The 17,962-nt window shown below is 69.2% G+C and carries 14 protein-coding genes and 1 pseudogene; 2 read left to right on the top strand and 13 right to left on the bottom strand.

Annotation, left to right across the window (positions count from 1 at the left end; translation table 11 throughout):
* Positions 1–15 precede the first annotated feature (15 nt).
* The 11 genes and pseudogenes from asnB to LE548_RS46655 all read right to left on the bottom strand — a co-directional run bounded on the left by asnB (position 16) and on the right by LE548_RS46655 (position 13,400).
* Complete coding sequence (gene asnB / locus LE548_RS32525; RefSeq protein WP_225100600.1) at positions 16–1,950, bottom strand: asparagine synthase (glutamine-hydrolyzing); 1,935 nt, start codon at positions 1,948–1,950, stop codon at positions 16–18.
* A gap of 3 nt (positions 1,951–1,953) precedes the next feature.
* Entirely contained in the window at positions 1,954–3,474 is a 1,521-nt protein-coding gene (locus tag LE548_RS32520; RefSeq protein ID WP_225100599.1) for a Wzz/FepE/Etk N-terminal domain-containing protein, read from the bottom strand.
* Positions 3,471–4,841, bottom strand: coding sequence for a Wzz/FepE/Etk N-terminal domain-containing protein (locus LE548_RS32515; RefSeq protein WP_225100598.1), 1,371 nt, complete (start codon positions 4,839–4,841; stop codon positions 3,471–3,473). Before LE548_RS32515 ends, LE548_RS32520 begins: the two co-directional genes overlap by 4 nt.
* Entirely contained in the window at positions 4,838–6,103 is a 1,266-nt protein-coding gene (locus LE548_RS32510; RefSeq protein ID WP_225100597.1) for a glycosyltransferase family 4 protein, read from the bottom strand. Before LE548_RS32510 ends, LE548_RS32515 begins: the two co-directional genes overlap by 4 nt.
* Positions 6,093–7,418 (bottom strand): nucleotide sugar dehydrogenase, encoded by a 1,326-nt coding sequence (locus tag LE548_RS32505; RefSeq protein ID WP_225100596.1) that lies wholly within the window; start codon positions 7,416–7,418, stop codon positions 6,093–6,095. The genes LE548_RS32510 and LE548_RS32505 overlap by 11 nt, the downstream gene beginning before the upstream one ends.
* Before the next feature lie 100 nt (positions 7,419–7,518).
* Positions 7,519–8,997 (bottom strand): sugar transferase, encoded by a 1,479-nt coding sequence (locus LE548_RS32500; protein WP_225100595.1) that lies wholly within the window; start codon positions 8,995–8,997, stop codon positions 7,519–7,521.
* Positions 8,998–10,277: 1,280 nt separating this feature from the next.
* Positions 10,278–10,433 carry a hypothetical protein gene (locus tag LE548_RS32490; protein ID WP_225100594.1) on the bottom strand — a complete coding sequence of 52 codons (156 nt, stop codon included), beginning with the start codon at positions 10,431–10,433 and terminating at the stop codon, positions 10,278–10,280.
* 253 nt (positions 10,434–10,686) lie between these two features.
* Positions 10,687–12,426, bottom strand: a complete 1,740-nt coding sequence (locus tag LE548_RS32485) for a BTAD domain-containing putative transcriptional regulator (RefSeq protein ID WP_225100709.1) — start codon at positions 12,424–12,426, stop codon at positions 10,687–10,689.
* 15 nt (positions 12,427–12,441) lie between these two features.
* A pseudogene (locus LE548_RS46660) lies at positions 12,442–12,678 on the bottom strand (winged helix-turn-helix domain-containing protein); the annotation flags it as partial.
* Between the two features lie 174 nt (positions 12,679–12,852).
* Positions 12,853–13,215 (bottom strand): hypothetical protein, encoded by a 363-nt coding sequence (locus LE548_RS32475; RefSeq protein ID WP_225100593.1) that lies wholly within the window; start codon positions 13,213–13,215, stop codon positions 12,853–12,855.
* Complete coding sequence (locus tag LE548_RS46655; RefSeq protein ID WP_374116199.1) at positions 13,113–13,400, bottom strand: hypothetical protein; 288 nt, start codon at positions 13,398–13,400, stop codon at positions 13,113–13,115. The genes LE548_RS32475 and LE548_RS46655 overlap by 103 nt, the downstream gene beginning before the upstream one ends.
* 195 nt (positions 13,401–13,595) lie before the next feature.
* On the opposite strand from LE548_RS46655, the gene LE548_RS32470 reads away from it, so the two are divergent.
* Positions 13,596–14,039 carry a transposase family protein gene (locus LE548_RS32470; RefSeq protein ID WP_225100592.1) on the top strand — a complete coding sequence of 148 codons (444 nt, stop codon included), beginning with the start codon at positions 13,596–13,598 and terminating at the stop codon, positions 14,037–14,039.
* 71 nt (positions 14,040–14,110) lie between these two features.
* Here the strand turns inward: LE548_RS32470 and LE548_RS32465 are convergent, their stop codons facing one another.
* The gene (locus LE548_RS32465; protein WP_225100591.1) at positions 14,111–14,833 is read right to left on the bottom strand and encodes a pentapeptide repeat-containing protein; all 723 of its coding nucleotides are present in this window, start codon (positions 14,831–14,833) and stop codon (positions 14,111–14,113) included.
* A gap of 529 nt (positions 14,834–15,362) precedes the next feature.
* On the opposite strand from LE548_RS32465, the gene LE548_RS32460 reads away from it, so the two are divergent.
* Positions 15,363–16,304: a phosphotransferase family protein gene (locus LE548_RS32460; protein ID WP_225100590.1), complete on the top strand. Its 942-nt coding sequence runs from the start codon at positions 15,363–15,365 to the stop codon at positions 16,302–16,304.
* Between the two features lie 981 nt (positions 16,305–17,285).
* Here the strand turns inward: LE548_RS32460 and LE548_RS32455 are convergent.
* A complete protein-coding gene (locus LE548_RS32455) occupies positions 17,286–17,567 on the bottom strand; it encodes a hypothetical protein (protein WP_225100589.1) in 282 nt (93 codons plus the stop codon).
* Positions 17,568–17,962: the final 395 nt, after the last annotated feature.

Raw genomic sequence — 17,962 nt, 5'->3', positions numbered from 1 at the left:
ACTCCTCTGGAATTCCTAAGCCGTCAACCGAGTGCTCTGGCCGGACCCGGAGGTCGCGTCGCGATACCAGTACTCGACGGTCAGCACGTGCCACAGATGCTTGGAGAAGTCCCGCTGCCCGGCGGCGTCCTCGGCGACCATCCGCGCCAGCGCGTCGCGGCGCAGGATCCCGGAACGGACCAGCTCGCCGTCGTTGACCACCTCGCGCACCAGCGGTGCCAGATCCCGGCTCATCCACGCCCGCAGCGGGGCGCTGAACAGGCCCTTGGGCCGGTACACGATCTCCCGGGGCAGGATCGAAGTGGCCGCCTCCTTGAGGACGGCCTTGCCCTGCCGTCCGACGATCTTGCGGTCGCCGGGCACGGCGAACGCCGCCTTGACCACCTCGACGTCCACGTACGGCACCCGCACCTCGGTCGACGCGGCCATGCTGGACCGGTCCGTGTACGTGAGGTTCAGGCCCGGCAGGAACATCCGGGCATCGGTCAGGCACATGCGGTTGACGAAGTCGTCGAGGTCGTTGTCGTGGTAGACGTCCGCATGTTCGGTCAGCACGTCCTCGACCGTCCCGGCCAGGTCCGGATCGACCAGGGCGAGCAGCTCGTCCTGGTCGTACATGGTGTAGCTGCGCCGGAAGGCGGTCTCCTCCGGCAGGTCGGCGAAGGAGAGGAACCGCTTCGCGAAGCGCACCGATCGGTACCCCCGGCGGGACGTGGCGACCGGCAGCCTGTCCACGGCCCCGGACAGGCCGCGCCGCAGGGGCCGCGGGAGGCGCTGGTAGCGCAGCGCGATCAGGTTGGCCAGATGCTTGCGGTATCCGGCGAACAGCTCGTCGGCGCCCATCCCCGAGAGCATCACCTTGACCCCGGCCTCTCGTGCGGCCGAGCAGATCAGGTACGTGTTGATCGCGGCGGGGTCGCCGATCGGCTCGTCCAGGTGGTACGTCATCTGCGGCAGCAGGTCGAGCACGTTCGGGGCGATCTCGATCTCGTGCAGATCGACGCCGAACCGCTCGGCCACCTGCCGGGCATGGCGCAGGTCGTCCGGCATCGCCTCGAACTTGGCGTCCTCGGCGCGGAACCCGATCGTGTAAGCGGAGATCCCTGGTTGCCGGCGGGCCGCCAGTGCGGTCAGGTAGCTGGAGTCGAGGCCGCCGGACAGGAAGGTCGCCACGGGTACGTCGGAGAGCAGGTGGCGCCGAGTCGACTCCTCGACGATGGCGGCCAGGTCCGGCTGCTCGCCGGCCCGGGCCCGCTCCCGGCCCTCGGCGGCGACGTCCTTCAGGTTCCAGAACCGGCCGCGCTCCACCCGGCCGTCGGGCCGGCACCGCAGCCAGGTCCCCGGCGGCAGCTTCTCCGCTTCGTGGAACACGCACCGTGAGTCCGGCACCCAGTAGTACAGCAGCGAGGCCACCAGCGCCGCAGGGTCCACCTGCAGCGACCGGCCGGTCGCGGCGGCAAGCGCCTTGAGCTCGGAGGCGAACACCAGGCCCTCGCCGCGCCGGAGCAGGAACAGCGGCTTGATGCCAAGCTGGTCGCGGGCGAGCACCAGGTCACCGGTTCGCTCGTCGAAGATGCCGAACGCGAACATTCCGCGCAGCCGGGGCAGGCAGTCCGTGCCCCAGCGCCGCCAGGCCTCAAGGAGTACCTCGGTGTCGGAGGTACCGCGGAAGCGCACCCCGGTGGCTGCCAGTTCGGCACGCAGCTCCGGCGCGTTGTACAGCTCGCCGTTGTACGTCAGGGCGAGGCCGTCCGAGACCATCGGCTGGGCGCCGGTCTCGGACAGGTCGATGATGGCCAGCCGGCGGTGCCCGAGGTGCACGTCGCCGTCACCGGCGGGGTGGCTGTATCGGCCCGCCCCGTCCGGACCGCGGTGGGCGAGGGTGTCGGTGAGCCGGTCGGTCACGGCCTTTCCGTCCGGCCACCGGTACGTGCCTGCGATGCCACACATGTCCTACCGCGCCTCCTGGTCGTTGCCCGGGACGCGTGCGGCCCACATCGGCTGCCGCTCCGTCCGCGGCTGGCTCGTCCCGTTCTGCCGGGCCGGCCGCTCGCCACGGCCGCGCAGCGCGGTGTGCAGCCCGTCCCACAATGTGCCGTCGGTCCGGTCGCGCGGATCGGGATCGATCAGCACCACACCGATCACCGGAATGCTCTGGTCCGCGAGCTGTCGCGCCACGGTGTGCAGCCAGGCGGCGCTGCCGTGTCCGGCACGCACGACGAGCACGGTCTGGGTGCCGAGGTAGTGGAGGTCGGTCCACGCCGTGCCGGGCGCCACCGAGCCGACGCCGATCCGGCGCTCCTCGGGCGAAGCGGTCGCGGCACGCTCGCCGCTGACCACGGTCGGGTCCCCCGGCTTCGGGCGGCGGCCTGCGAGCTGCGGGCCGGGCAAACCGTCGACGACGGTCACCGGCCCCTCCTCCGCCATAGCCCTGGCGAGGTCCAGGGCGATCAGGCTCGTGCTGCGCGCACAGCCCAGTTCCAGCAGCGACACCGGTTCCGCGGAGCCACGCGTGGTGCGGACCAGGGTCGCGGTGAGCCGTTCGCGTGTCACCCGGGTCCGTCGGCGCTGCCACAGCCTGCCCGACCGGCGGGGAAGCTCCGCGATGACCGAGGCGCCCAGGTTCGCCGCGATGTCCCGGCGCAGCACGGGGCGGTCCGCCACCACCGTGCCGACCGCGGCCAGCGCGAGCCCGAGGACGAGTCCGAGGACGACCCCGATCGCGGCGTCAGTGACAACGGCCTTGGGCAGGGAGTGGCGCACCGCGCGCGGGGCGTCCACGATCTGCGTGCCGGCGATGACCTGGGGCGTGCCGGTGCGCGCGTCCGCGGCGCGCTGGTCGAAATCGGAGATGCGCGAGTTGAGTTCGGCCCGGCGGGCGAAGAGCGACTCGATGCTCGCCGACGCTTTCGGGTCGCTGTCCGGCGATCGGTCTCCGATCTCCTTGTTGACCTGGGCGAGCTCGTCCCGCATGCGGTCACGCTGGTCGAGCAGGGCCTTGGCCTCGGCCTGCGCGGCTTCCTGCATCCGTTGGACATGATCCGCGACGAACGCGTCGGCCAGCGCCTTGGCGCGGGCCACCGCTTGCGTGTCGCTGTCGCCTTTCACGGTGATCTGCAGCAGGTTGTTGGTCAGGCCGGCGCCCTGGTAGTCCAGCATGAAGTCCTCAGGTTTCTCCGGGGACTTGAGGGACTGCAGGGCTTTGTCGGCGATCCGCGTGGTCTGCAGCAGCTGGACGTCGGTGCGGATCAGCGTTCCGGTGTCGTTCGGCTGGTCCTCCGCATGGGCGACCAGCACTTTGGTCACCGCGGTCGGCGGCTGCGGCATCAGGACCGCCACCGCGCCGCCGGCCAGCAGGCCGAGGAGCGCCATGGCGTACCAGCGGCGGCGGCGCCTGCGCACCGCCACCACCAGCGCCTGCAGGTCGATGAGCGGAGTGGCGGCCGACGGCTCAGAAGTCGTGCTCGTCGTCACGCTGAGCCTCCCCTCGCATGGCTGTGGACCGCGAGCGCGAGAGTGGCGTCATCCGGAAGCCGGTCGGCAGACCGCGTCTCACGGGCGCGGACCGTGCCGGCGACGACGATGCCGACGACCTCGTGCCTGCCGTCCGCACACGCCTCGGCGATGCCGGCGAGCTCCTCCGCGGTCCAGCTGCCCGCGCTGAGGACGACCAGGGCACCGGACTCGGTGGCACGGTCCGGCACGATCGGCCGGTCCACCGAAACCTCCACCACCCGCAGCTGCGGGTCGCTCTTGGCCTCGGCGGCGAGCTGTCCGGCGGCCCGGCGGGCGATCTCGTCGCCGTCCGGTACGACCACCAGCAGCCGCCGAGGGGACGGCAGTTGGTCCCGCAGGTGAGCGCACACCCGCCGGTAGCGGATCCGTCTGACGGCCTCGTCGTCGGATCTCTGCGGGGCCGGCAGGTCCCACCGGGTGTCGACGCCGAGGAGTCTGCGGATCCAGGCCCGTGGGCCACCGTTTTCCGACTGGTGCCCGCCGCGCCGTTCATCGGGCACGTCGACGGTGCCCAGCAGCGCCGAACCCAGCGCCGCGGCGATCTCCGGTTCGGTACGCAGTCGGCGATCCATCCGTGCGGCGGCGAGATGGCCGATGACCGCGAGCAGGAAGAACAGCAGCGCCCCGCCGACGACCAGCTGCATCCTCGTCGGCGGCGCCTCGCCGGTCGGCCGTGCGGCCGGCCCCATGACGACCATGCCTGCCTTGTTGGTCGCCGGGTTGGCCTCCTCCAGCTTCTTCATGGCCTCCTCCAGCGAGGTGCGCAGGTTTTCGAGCGCGGTGCGGGCCTGCACGCTCTCCACGGTCCGCCCCGGATCGGCCGCCTTGGCCAGGTCGGTGATGCGGCGGTCGGTCTCCTCGACCTTCTTCCGCAGCGCATCGGACTCCGTGGCTGCTGCGGAGTCGGTGCCGCCGCCTGCGATCCGCGCGGCGAACCCGACGAATTGCCGCGCCACTTGGTCGGAGAGCTGCTGTGCGCGCTCCGGGGTGTCGGCCGTACCGGAGATCTTGATGATGTTCCCGTCGGCGGCCTTGGCGGTCACTCGATCCCGCAGGTCGGCGCCGCTGACACCCTTCCAGCCGAGCGCGGCGGCCGCGCTGTCGACCACCGTCGAACTGGTCGCTATGTCCACCTGGGTCAGCAGCTCGCGTTCTTCCCACTGCCCGGGCAGCAGGACCGATGCCGACGTCGTGTACCGCGGCGGAAAGACCACCGAGACGCCGTAGCCGACGAGCGCGCCCACGACGGCGAGGACGGCGAGAAGCCGCCAGCGCCGGCGGAATATCCGCCCGATGGTGACCAGGCGTATCGTGTCCTCGCTCAACTGCGCTGCCTCTTCCCTGTCCGGACCGGGTCGCCCGCCGGCACCGGAGTGCGGTCACGGCAGGCGGCGGCGTAGGCGGCGAGCAGCGACGCTTGCGAGTTCTGCCAGGAGAGCGGCCCGCTGATCCGCTCCTGGCCGATCTTGCCCATCCGGGCCCGTTTCTCCGGATCGTCCAGGAGCAGCGCGATGAGCTCGGCGAATCGGGCCTCGTCGTTGGCGGGCGCATAGACGGCGGCATCACCGGCGGAGACGCGCGCCTCCTTCAGGTCGAACGAGACGATCGGCCGGCCCATCGCCATGTACTCAAGGACCTTGTTCATGGTCGACACATCGTTGAGCGGATTGCGCGGGTCGGGGGAAAGACACACGTCCGCGGTGGACAGATAGCGCACCAGGTCGGCATCCGGAATGCGCCCGGTGAACTGCACCTGCTCACCGAGCCTGAGCCGCCGGGACATCTCCACCATCGCGTCGAAGGCGTCGCCGGAGCCGACGAACACCGCATGCCAGTCGGTCCGCCCGTGCTCGTCGCGCAGCTTCGCGAGGGCCCTCAAGGCGTAGTCGACGCCGTCCTGAGGGCCCATGACGCCGAGGTAGCACAGCAGATGAGGCTTTCCGCGCTTCAACTCCGGCTCGGGCGGCACCGGTTGGAACCGGTCGGTCTGGGGTGCGCTGCGCACCACGAAGACGTCCTCCGGCCGCCGACCGCCACGGCGCAGCGCGACGTCCCGGTAGCTCTCGTTCGTGGCGAGGACGACGTCCGCGGCTCGGTAGGTCCGCTTTTCCATCGCGCACACGGCGCGGTAGAGCAGATCCTCGCCGCGGTCGAAGCGGGAAAGGTACAGCTCGGGTACCAGGTCGTGCTGGTCGAAGACGAACCGCGCGCCGCGCCGCTTCAGCCACAGTGCCGGCAGGAACAGCAGGTCGGGCGGGTTGCAGGCGTGGACCACGTCGACCGGGCCGACCTTGCGGGCCAGCCGGGCCGTGTGCCACAACGCCGATCCGTACTCCCTCACGTAGCCGGCCGGCCCTCCGGTGGCCGCGCGCAACGGGTAGCGGTGGATCCGCACCCCGTTGATCTCCGCCTCCGGCTCCGTGTCGCGCTTGGTCCCCTGCGGACAGATGACGTGTACCGTCCAGCCCGCGTCGCGCAGCGTCGTGCACTCCTGCCACACCCGCCGGTCGAACGGCACCGACAGGTTCTCCACCAGGATCAGCGCGCGCCGGTTCGCCCCGTCGCCGCTGGTTGCGTTACCAAGCAAGGCCCATGTACCCCGGTTCAGCTCGGCGCGCCTCGGCGTCGGGAAGGCGGACAAGGTCGACGATCACCGGTTCTTCGCCATGGGGCAGCGCCGACAGCACGGCCGGGTCCCTGGTCCCGACCAGGCACACCTCGGCGTGCTGGAGCACCTCGCCGACGGAGTCCGCGAGCAGCTGCGCGAGGTGCGGCAGCCGGTTCTCGATGTACTCGCGGTTCGCACCGAGCAGCCGGGAGAGGCTCACGTTGGCGTCGTAGATCTTGAGGTCGTACCCCTTGCCGAAGAGCCTCTCCGCCAGCTCGACGAGCGGGCTCTCGCGAAGGTCGTCGGTGCCGGGTTTGAAGGACAGCCCGAACAGGCCCACCTGGCGCTTGCCGGCGCGCTCGACCAGGTCCACCGCGCGCTGCAGATGGTCGGAGTTGGAGGACAGCACGTGGGAGAGGATGGGTATGGAGACGTCGGCCCGCTGTGCCGCGTGGACCAGGCTGCGCAGGTCCTTGGGCAGGCAGGAGCCACCGAAGGCGAAGCCGGGCCGCAGGTAGGCGGGGCTGATGTTCAGCTTGCGGTCGGCCAGGAACACGTCCATCACCTGGTGCGAGTCTACCCCGAGCGCCTGGTACACCGCGCCCAGCTCGTTCGCGAAGCCGATCTTGAGGCCGTGGAACGCGTTGTCCGCGTACTTGATCGCCTCGGCCGTCGGGACGGGCACCCGGAACACCTCGCCGGGCAAGCCGTCGTACAGCGCCGTCACCGCGTCGCCGCTTGCCGGGTCGAGCTCGCCGATGACGGTCTTGGGCGGGTCGAAGAAGTCCCGCACGCTCGTGCCCTCGCGCAGGAACTCCGGGTTGACCGCGACCCCGATGTCCACCCCGGCCGTGCCGCCGACGTTCTTCTCCAGGATCGGCACCAGCAGGTTCAGGCAGGTGCCCGGGAGCATGGTGCTGCGGAACACGACCGTGTGCCGGCCCCCTTGCTTGGCCCCCTCGGCCAGCACGGTGCCGATCTGCTCGGTGACCCGCTCCAAGTACGTGGTGCACAGGCTGCCGTTGGGCTCCGACGGCGTGCCCACGCAGACCAGCGACACCTCGCTGTCCATGATCGCCTCGCGGACGTCGCCGGTGGCGCGTAGCGCTCCGGTCCGCACGACCTCGGCGATGAGCTCGCCGATCCGCTCCTCGACCACCGGGGCCTTGCCGTCGTTGACCAGGTCGACCTTCACCTGGTTCACGTCCACCCCGATGACCTCGTGTCCCATGCTGGCCAGGCACGCGGCCGATACGCAGCCCACGTAACCGAGCCCGAAAACGCTGACTCTCATGTGTCTCTCCCCCCAGGCAGGCCCTTGTGGCCTGCGCTCCCCCTGTGCAGGCCCTTGTGGCCTGCGCTCCGCGCGTCGGCCGGACGACGCCCCCCGCCCATCAGTAGGCCCCCTGCCCATGGAGCACGGCACGCATCGTCTTCCACAAGATCACTGTGTCGAGGGCGAGCGACCAGTCCTCCACGTACCGCAGGTCGAGGCGGACCGCTTCCTCCCACGGCAGGTCGCTGCGTCCGCTGATCTGCCACAGGCCGGTGAGCCCGGGCTTGACCAGCAGCCGCCGCCGGATGTCCGGGTCGTACGCGGCGCACTCTTCCGGTAGCGGAGGCCGCGGACCGACGAGCGACATCGATCCGGTAAGTACGTTGAAAAGCTGCGGGAGTTCGTCGATCGAGTACCGGCGCAGCACTGCTCCCACCCGGGTCACCCGCGGATCCCGGCGGACCTTGAACAGCAGCCCTGCGCCCTCGTTGCGCTCGGCGAGCTCGGCACGTGCCCCGTGCGCCCCTGCGATCATGGTGCGGAATTTGAGAATGGTGAACTCGCGGCCGTCCTTGCCGACTCTGCGCTGGCGGTAGAAGGCCCCGCCCCGGCTGTCCACCAGCACGAGCAGCGCGACAAACACCATCAGCGGCGCGAACAGCATCAGCAGGACCGCGGCGCCCACCCGGTCGACGACCCCCTTGATCGCCCGGCGGCCCCCGGTGAAGGCCGGCATGCTGACCCGCAGCAGCGGTATCCCGAGCACCGCGTCGACGTGCAGCCGCGGGCCGGCCACCTCCATCAGCACCGGGGCCACGACCATCTCGGCATCGCTGCCTTCGAGGTTCCAGGCCAGCCGCTGCAGCCGGTCCGGCGTCCAGTGCGGGTCCGGTGTGACCGCGACGACGCGGTAACCGTCGTGGCGGACGTGCTTGGCGACGTCCGCCAGTTGACCGACGACCGGCACTCCGTCCAGTTGGTCACCGTCGAGCCCGCGACCGTCCGTCGTGCACACCGCCTCCACCCGCCAGCCGATGTGCGGGAACTTGCGGGTTCGGGTGATCAGATCGCGCACGGTGGCCGGGCTCCCGGCAGCGAGCACCGGTCTCAGGCACCGGCCTTCCTTGCGCTGTTTGTGCAGCCATAGGCGGAGCAGATACCGCGCGGTCATGGTCACGAACGCGATCGCGGGGATCGCGACGAAGATCCAGAGCTTGATGTTGCGCGAGGTGAGGGCGATCCCGCCGAGTGCCAGTACGACGGTCGCCGCGAACAGTGCGCGTCCGAGCCGACGGAATTCCTCGGCACCCTGGCCGAGCACGGCCGGAGCCCACGACCGGCCCACCGCAAGGGCCCCCAGCACCAGCAGCTCGGTGCCGAATGCGAGAATTCCCCACTTCTCGTGCCAGTTGGCCGCGTCCCGGGCCCCGAAGAAGTTGCCGATCGCCGCCACCACCAAGGCGGTGGCCACGGTATCGCTGGTGATCACGATACGGCGGTACAGCTGCTCCCAGTCGTTCGCGGGCCGGCTGATTGCCCCATTCGCCAGACGCCCGCGCGCCGACGAAAAAGGGCCGACTAGTCCCCCCTGTCGCACAGAACCCCCCGGTCCTCAGTGATTGGACGTGATTGCCTGACACCGTTCCTCCCGCAGGAGACCCCCCAGTCCCCCGGCGCATGACATCCCGGCTATTTCGGCGCTACTTGAACAACCCGCCCTGGCCGCAGCTGACTCGCATGGCCTGCCAGACTCTCGAAGTGCATGTGAACCCGTCGAAACCTCGGGTACTCCCCGCACCCAAAACCCCACTCGGGCTCCACGAATTGATCACCCCCACGTCCGGCGCCAGAGACGCGGCAGTTGGCCGTCTTCATCGCAGGACCCATAGATCATCATTTGTCGCCTCGTGTCCCAGCATGCGAAGCACGGTCAATCTAGACCATCAGGGCCCGCCTGAAGAGAGGGATGTGTGGAATTTGTGCTCTAGATTTGAAGCCGGGTTCATGGATGGGTGACCGCCTGCGGGTGCCTTGCGACGGAAATGGTGCCCTGTGACCTGTGATGACGGGAGTTCCTCAGGCTGCCGGCACCGGCAATCCCGAGGCTTCCCGGCACTGCCGACCGGGTCGTCGTCGACTCCACGATCGTGCGCGCTCACCAGCACGCCGCCGGAGCCCGCCCCGACGGGCCCCGGCCGTTTGGGGACGTCCCGACGGATCGGCGGCCACCGCCGCGACGCCAGATGCGGTCCTGGCCGACAAGACACGCCATGCTGCTACCCGGTCGAGCGGCTGCCGTGAGTGGGGAACTCGTCGGCTGGTGGAAGGCGATGGTTTCGTCGAACTTCTCGTGACGTGCCAGGCAGTGATGGAGTTGGCCGAGCATGCGGTTGAACAGGTTGCGCAGTGCGTGGTAGCGATCGCCGTTGCTGCGTCGGCGGTTGCAGTGTGCGTGGGCGCCGGGCGAGGCGGTCAACGCGGCGAACGCCCAGTGCCGACCGGTCGCGGCCGGACGGCTGTTCTTGATCCGGCGGTGAGTGACATGCCGGCTCCTGCCGGACTCCCGGGTCACCGGTGCGCTTCCGGCGTAGGCCTTCAGGTCGCTGGGGCGTGGGTCGGGGAGTTCATCCCGCCACTTCATGAAGCCGGTGCCGTGGTGCTGCGGGTGGCGGGGTCCAGGGCGTGCAGGGCCGCGCCGAAGGCCACGGCGCGTTGCTCAGGCACGGAACTGGCCCAGGAAGGCATCGAACATGGCGCGGGTGCGTCCGGCCCGTAGAGGGCCATCTGCTGCCGGGCGAAGGGCATCGATGCGTTCCTTGACTTCGTTGAGCTCCTCCGGCGTGTCCAGGTGCGTGGGATCGAACAGAAATGCGCGCCTTACGGGACCTGCGCCCCGTCCTCTGCAAGGCCGTTGCCCCCTTCCTCGAACACACTGACGCCGCAGTACGCGATGCCGCCCTCATCACCGCTCTCCCCCTGGCCGAACACCCCGACCTCACTCAGCGCCAGGACCACCTCGCGGACCAAGCCCACCGCCTCCTGAGCACCAGCATCAACCGCCACCACCGCAACCGCGCACTCGACGCCCTGACAACCCCGGGGCCACGACACCACCGCCCTGCAAACCCCAGAGGACACCACCAGCCCCAGCACCGACCCATGGGCCGGAGGCTTCACGGACGACCCGCCCTTCTGACCACCCCCACAACCAGGCCGACGCTTGAGCATCAACTCGTGTCTCACACCCCAGCCGACACACCAACTCCCCACCCCGGAACCACAGCGGTCAGAGGACGGTGCCGTGCAGGGCGCGGCGTTCGTCGGACGTCGCGTAGCGGCGGGCGGAGAGGCCATGATCGAGGGGCTCGCCGATCGCGTACGTGCTGGCGACGAGGTCGTCGACGACGCGGCGCAGCGCGGCGAGCGCGGGATCCGCCAGCCCGACGGCGGTTCGGCGGGCGGCGCGGGCCCCGCGGCGCAGGGCCGCCAGCCGCTCCTGCGCCGTCTCGGTGGCGGCGGCCTGCTCTGTGCCGAACAGCCTCGGAAGGTCGTGGAAGCCGTAGGAACCCTGCCGAGGGCAGGTCAGCAGATGCGCGTCGACCAGCTCTTCGAGGATCTGCTCAGCGCGACGCTGCGGCAGGTCGAGCATCGCGGAGGCGACGGACAGCGGCAGCGTCGCCGCGTTCGCGAGCGCCAGCAGTCGGAAGGCGCGGGCATGCGGCCCGGGCAGCGCCGCATAGCTGAGCATGAGGCTGGCCCGTACGTCCATGTCCTCGGCCCGCAGCTCGTCCATCCGATGGCGGCGGTCGGCGAGCCGTTCGGCGATCCCCTGCACACTCCAGGTCGGTCGGGCGGCCAGCCTGGCCCCGGCGATGCGCAGCGCCAGCGGCAGGTAGCCACACCGGGCCGTGATCGCGGCGACGGCGTCCGGCTCGTCGTACCCACGTCCGGCGACCTTCCTGAGCAGGTCGGCGGCCTCGGACTGCGAGAGGAGGCCCAGGTCGAACGGGCGGGCCCCAGCGAGGCCCGTGAGCCGGCGCCTGCTGGTGACCAGGACGGCGCTGCCGGGGCCGGGAAGCAGCGGGCGTACCTGCGAGCTGTCGGCGGCGTTGTCCAGTACCACCAGCAGCCGGCGCCCCGCAGCGAGGCTGTGATAGAGGGCCGCGCATGCCTCCCGTTCGGCTGGGATCGCGCTCCTCTCCGCGCCCAGGGCGCGGGCGAAGGCGGCCAGCACGTCGGCGAGGTCCGCTGATCGGCTCTGCTGACCTTGCAGGTCGGCGAAGAGTACGCCGTCGGTGAAGGTGTCGCGCAGTCGCCATGCTGCCTGCAGCGCAAGCTCGGTCTTGCCGCTGCCGGCCTGCCCTGACACCACAGCGATCCGGGGGCCGTGGCCGCCATCGGCGGTGAGTTCGGCGATCAGGGCCGCGGACTCTTCTTGGCGCCCGGTGAAGTCGGTGACACCAGGCGGAAGTTGGAAGGGCGCGCGCGGTGGCTCAGCGCGGGAGTGGGGCTGCGGGGGCCGGAGTCGGGCCGGCTGGTTCTGTGCCAGGCCGGGGTCCTGCCGCAGCAGGCTCTCGTGGAGCTGCTGGAGTGCGGGGCCCGGTTCAACACCCAGCTCGTCCAGCAACGCGGTGCGCGCCTCCCGGAACACGCCCAAGGCCTCGGCCTGCCGCCCCGACCGGTAGAGCGCGCGCATGAGCTGGCCGTACAGGCTCTCCTGGAAGGGGCGTGCGGCCAGTAACTCCCGCAGCTCGGGGATCAGGGCTTCGCCGACCCCGCTCTCCAGGTCGTACTCGATGCGCTGCTGCCAGACGACAAGTCGCAGCTCGTCGAGCTGCACCCTCTCCTGGCTGTACGCCGCGGTGGCGGGCACGTCGCTCAGGGCGTTCCCGCGCCACAGTCCAAGGGCCTGGCGCAGCAGGGCGGCTGCCCTGTCGTAGTCGCCGTCCTGGGCCGTAGTCGCCGCGGCGGTGTGCAGTGCGCGGAAAGAAGCCAGGTCCAGTTCCTGGTCGTTCAGGACCTCCACGAGGTAACCCGGTGCCCGGGTCCGGACCCGGGCACCGGCCTCCTCGCCGAGCGAACGCCTCAGCCGGGCGATGTGATTGTGCAGCGTCGCTGTCGCGCTGGCCGGATGATGATCGCCCCATAGGCGGTCCAGAAGATCCGCAACAGGGACGGCCTGGTTCGGCCGTAGGAGTAGCGACGCGAGGAGGGTTCGCTGCTTGGGGGCGGCGAGTGTCCGTGGCCCTTGACTGTCCTCGACCAGCAGCGGTCCCAAGATGCCGAAGATCAACGACGGCCCCCCGTCAGTGTCATGGACACACCTTGGGTGAGCCTATCCGGTTCACGGCGGTGACGACAGGTCACGAACGATCCGACGCCATCACCGGACCGGCGGCGGCACACCGGGCCCACCCTCGGGCTGCGGTGGGCCGCAGGCCGCCGACAGAGGTCAGTTGGCGGGGCCCCAGCCGGTGAGGCCGTTGGCCTCGTCAAGTACCTCGACCTGGAGGTTCTGGCCGGGGCCGTCGTAGATGTCGCCCTGGTTGCCGGCGGGCGACATCGACGAGTAGGCCGCGCGGCCGGCGTTGTTGTCCCAGATCACATAGAGACACGAGCTCTGGTCGACCGTCGGGTCCACGTACATGTGGTCGTGACCCGATTCGATCCTGGTGAACTCCAAGGCCTGGCAAGCTGCATCAGCCCTCACCGTTACCGGGGCCACGCTTGCGTTGGCCAGGCCCGGTGCGGCGAGCACCATCGCGGAGGCGGCCACTGCCAGCGCGCCGACCCGGACGAAACCCTTGCGAGGCATTTCTGCTCCTTCCGGCCTGCGGCCCGAGTGGCCGCCGGACTCCCAAGATTCTTGGGGCTCGGCCTATCGCCTTCCGTGCCGACGCCTATCGTGCGACCAACGGCGCCCTGACGAGCTCGTGCAAAGCGGTCCACGTCGAACCAGCAGGCCGGCACGTCATGAGTGGACCCGTGGCGGAGATGCACAAGCGTGGCGAGCAGTTGCAGAGCGGGGATGCTCTGTCAGACCAGGTGTTCGTCTTCAGACTCCGGCCCGGGTCGTGGACCATCTCGGCACCACCGGGAAGACCGGCATCATCGACGGCACCGAGATCCGGGTCCGGCGGCCGGCCGCCGGGCACAAGGACCGGGACAAGTTCATCTCCGGCAAGAACAAGCAGAATGCCCAAGAGCATGGTGGTCACGGACCGGGAGGGCCACGTGCTGTTCTGCAGTCCGGCCAAGCCCGGCAGCTGCGCGGACATCACGCACGGCCGCCGGCCAGGGCTGGTCAGGCTCCTCTCTGTCGGGCCCACAGGGGAGATCCTCGCCGATGCCGGCTACCAGGGCCTGGGGGCACAGACCGGCGTGCCCGTGGTCACACCACCGCACCGCACGTTCAAGAAGAACGCCCCTGACTGGTACGAAGAGATGCACGAGCGACAGCGCAAAGCGCACTCCTCGCGACGCATCCGGGTCGAGCACGGCATCGCCCATCTCAAGAACTGGCGGGCTCTGGCCCGCCATCTCGGCCGCCGCGAGCACATGAGCAACATCGTCCAAGCAGTCACCGGCCTGCTCTCCCATCAGCGGACGGCAGACCTGATCCCGACACGGCAGACGTGAACACCGAGCCACGCCGAGGTCCTCGACGTCTCACGGCCTACCGTGCACGAGCTCGTCAGGCGGCGACTCAGTCATCGCTCCGCCAAATGGCACCGAGAAGCTATCTCACCGCCTCTTACGCCGTCCTCCTTCTGTTCCTGCTGTGGCGTGAGCATCGTATCGTCCCGCTCCCAAAAAGATTTCACCGTAACCGTCTTGAGTATTTCTCGGTCGACATTTTTAGGCCAACAAGTACGTCCATTAACTTGCACTCCCGCATAATTCTGCGGCGCGGTACCGTTGACCGCTGCATGAGTCAGATCCGCGCTCTGCAAGAGTGCGTTCTTCAAATGGGCATCCTTGAAGCTGGTCGACTCAAGATCTGCTCCTACGAAGTTGGCCCCATGCAGGTCGGCTCCGTCGAACACTGCACCCGTCAGGTCGGCATCCCGGAACTGCATACCATGCAGATCTTCATGAGTGAAGTCGGCATCATGCAGGCTCTTTCCGCTGAAGTTGATGCCTCGGATGCCACGATGCCCCGGCGAGAATCCCGGGATGCTGGCGGCGGCCTCGACGTCCGCCTTCCATGTCGCGTACTTCGTGGTCGCCTCGAAAGACATCTGCAGGTTCAGGGTCGCGAGTCCCACCGAGAGACCAGTGATGAGACCTCCGCCGAGAGCCGAGAGAACGCCGATTCTGGAACCCTTTTCGCTCTGATGGACGGCGAGCCTCCAGGCGTCGATTGCGAAAAGGCAACCGAGTACCAGAAGTGTGCAGATCAGAAGCCACTGCCATGGGCCGGTGGAAGCCACATCGATCCTCCACTTGCCTGCAAATGTCTGAAATTGCAGACCGTAATCACGCCCCTCTCTCTCCTCTGTACACCTGGCGGCACTTGATCACAACCCGACGTGGAAGTTGCCACGGCAACTACATAGTTGAATCAACTCAGCGCCCCAACGCTTGCAGAGATCCCTGCCCGGATCTCCAATACTCCGATTAATATGGCCAAATTATCAGTTCAGCCGACTCGACTCTGTCGGCGATCTTGATGGCTGAGGTCAACTGCCGAGGGTTCGCCAGGACTTTGACCGGTGGATCTCGTGCTGGTCCAGGAATCATGCTGTGTGCCGACGGATTCGGACGCATGTCTGCAGGTCCGGGTGTTCGTCGGCGGCGACACCGTGCCGATGAGGCAGCCGCCCGGGCCGCCGTGAGTGAAGTGATCGGCGACTGAAAACCTGCTGCTGAAGAGGCATGCCCGGCAGTCCCCCGCCGACGCTCTCCGCACCGTCCGTATTTCGCTCGCGATGTCCGCCCTGGCTCACATACGGTTCCAGCGTGTCCGCTACCACAGCGCTGCCGTCGGCGATGGCCGAGGAACTCCTGCACCCCATCCTTCCCACCGAGTCTGTCGCGGAGACCGTTCTGCGCACGGGCGGGGAGCTGAGCACGATCTTCGAGATCCGGTTCGTCGGGGCGGCCGAGCCGGTCGTCATCAAGATCTATGACGATCGATGGCGGTGGAAACAGGAGAAGGAGATCTACGTCTACCACCTGCTTCAGCAGCACCGTGTCGGGCCGGTGCCTGCCGTGTTGCACCATGGGGACGCCGACAACGCGCTCGGCCGCTGCTACACGGTGATGACGATGCTCAGGGGCCAGCCGTTGTCCGCCGTCAGCCACGCTCTCGACGGGGCATCGCTGCGGGAGATCTACCGCCAGATCGGAAGCTGCATGGCTGCAGTCCACCAGATCCCGCAGGGCGCCTACGGATACCTCACCACGCAGATTCTGGATCCCGAACCGACGAACACCGCCTACATGACACGGCAGTTCCACAAGAAACTCAGGGAGTACGCCGAACACGGGGGCGATGCGGCGCTCGCGACGGCCATCGAAGCGAAGGTCGCTGGGCAGGCCGAGCTGCTCGGCGGGTGTCGGCATGCCGTGCTGTGTCACAACGACTTCCACGAGGGCAACGTCCTGGTCGCTCGGGACGGCAGCGGATGGCGGGTCAGCGGCTTCATCGACGTGGAGAACGCGATCGCCGCGGATCCACTGATGGACCTGGCCAAGACCGACTACTACTCCGTCCACGACGACCAGGACAAGCGCGAAGCGCTCTTCGACGGCTACGGCACGCTGCCTGCCGACTGGAGCGAGCGGGTCGGCCTCTACCGCCTCTACCACGCTCTGGAGCTGTGGGACTGGTTCGCCTCCATCGGCAACAGGGCGCCGCTGGAGGGCATCGCCAACGACATCCGGCGGATGACGGCATGATCTTGGGTATTGGATACAGGTTCTGAACCACCGGCACCTCGCCGAGGAAGACGACACCTTGCCGACGACAGCCCCGCCGGAGCACCTCATGGTGGGGCGTCGCCGTCAGAGTTCATCGGCATCGTGAACGCTGCCTTTGCCGGCATGTTCAACGCCGGGCAACAGCCAGGGCCCGCTCCTCGCCGCCGCTCCAGCCGGCGTGTTCGGGATTGTGCCAGGGACGCTGCGGGTCGCAGACTTCTGCGCAGCTGACGACACTGAAGGAGCTCACGAGCGGGTGGGTGCGCGTCCACGGTGCGTGCGGGCGCGCCGGCCGGTACAGGCGTGCGGCAGGCACGTGATCGAGCCAGCGCGCGGCGCGGTGGGTGCACCGGACGACGCCGACGCCGTCTGCACCGTAACGGCGGGTGCGCGAGGGGAGTCGTCGACGGACGCGGAGGACAACTGGGCTTCCAAGGCCGTCAGCCGCCCGCCGGGAGTGGTGACAAGCACGTCGGCGCGCCAGCCCCCGCGGGCAACGGCCACTGCCAGCTCGGCCTGGTGGCCGACCTCGCGCGCGGCTGCGGCCCGGGCCCGTTTCAGGCTCCGGTGCTCCTCCGTCTCCCCGGCCGCCGCGCACGTCGCGGAGCGGCGGTCGTGTGCGAAGAAACGACCGCCGCGTGGGGAGACCTTGGCGTGCATGGGCAGGCCGCACTGGGCGCAGGTCAGAGCGGGGCGCGGCCGGACCCGGTAGACGGCTTCCCAGGGCAGGTCGCAGCCGAGGGGGTCGAGGGTCGCATCGAGCGTCCCGTGTCCTGGGCACGGCACCGGCCAGGGTCTGTGGAGTTTGTGAAGGCGGGTGCCACGGGCGTCAAGCCTTCATGGTGCTCGCGCTGGCACATCGTCGAGGCCCCGCCGCGGGAGCCAGCCGCAGCCACGCCATGGCGCCGGCGGCGATTGGTGGTGGTGAGCGCGTCTGCGGCCGCCGGTTGGGAGGCACGGTCAGTCGAGGCCGCCGGTCTCTTCGACGTGCTGCACGAGCGCTGCCACGATCCGGGGGCGAGTGGCCTCGGGGACGAGGACGGGTTCCAGACCTTCCTCGATTCCCCAGTCCGTGTTGAACATGACGGGGACGTCAGCCGGTGCCACGTCGTCCCGGAGCCACAAAGCGACCCGGGCCGCCATGTGGGCGTTGCACTCCCGGACGGACACGCCCTCGGGTTCCAGGCTGGCGACCAGGGGCCGGTCGACGAAGACCAGCCGGTGCTCCGCGCTGGCGCCCACGGCCCGCTTCCGTGCCCTGGATGCGAGCTTGGCCCGGTGCCGTTGATGCCACAACGGCCCTACCTCGGCGACGAGCTCAGCGACCACACTGGCCGACAGGTCCGTGATCCTCCGGTCGCTGACGATCGCTGCCCGAGACGCGTTCCCCACCACGCGACCATGATCGGCGATCGAGAGCCCGACGTCTCACCGCCTACCGTGCACAGGCTCGTTAGGACTCCTCACAAAAGTGGTGGGCTTGACCTGGCCAGAGGTCGGTGTCGTGCACGAGGCCGCCGGGCAGCGGGACGCGGTCAGCCGCGTCATCGCACGCGATAAGAGGTCCTAACAGAAGTGGGTGATCATGTGACTGTTGGGCTATCCGCTCGTTGGTCTGGCCGTGGGGAAACGTCAGT

The sequence above is a fragment of the Streptomyces sp. CoH27 genome (genome assembly GCF_020181035.1).
Lineage (GTDB): Bacteria > Actinomycetota > Actinomycetes > Streptomycetales > Streptomycetaceae > Streptomyces > Streptomyces camelliae.
The sequence above is the reverse complement of the archived record's forward strand: the minus strand, read 5'-3'. Positions and strand labels throughout refer to the sequence as shown.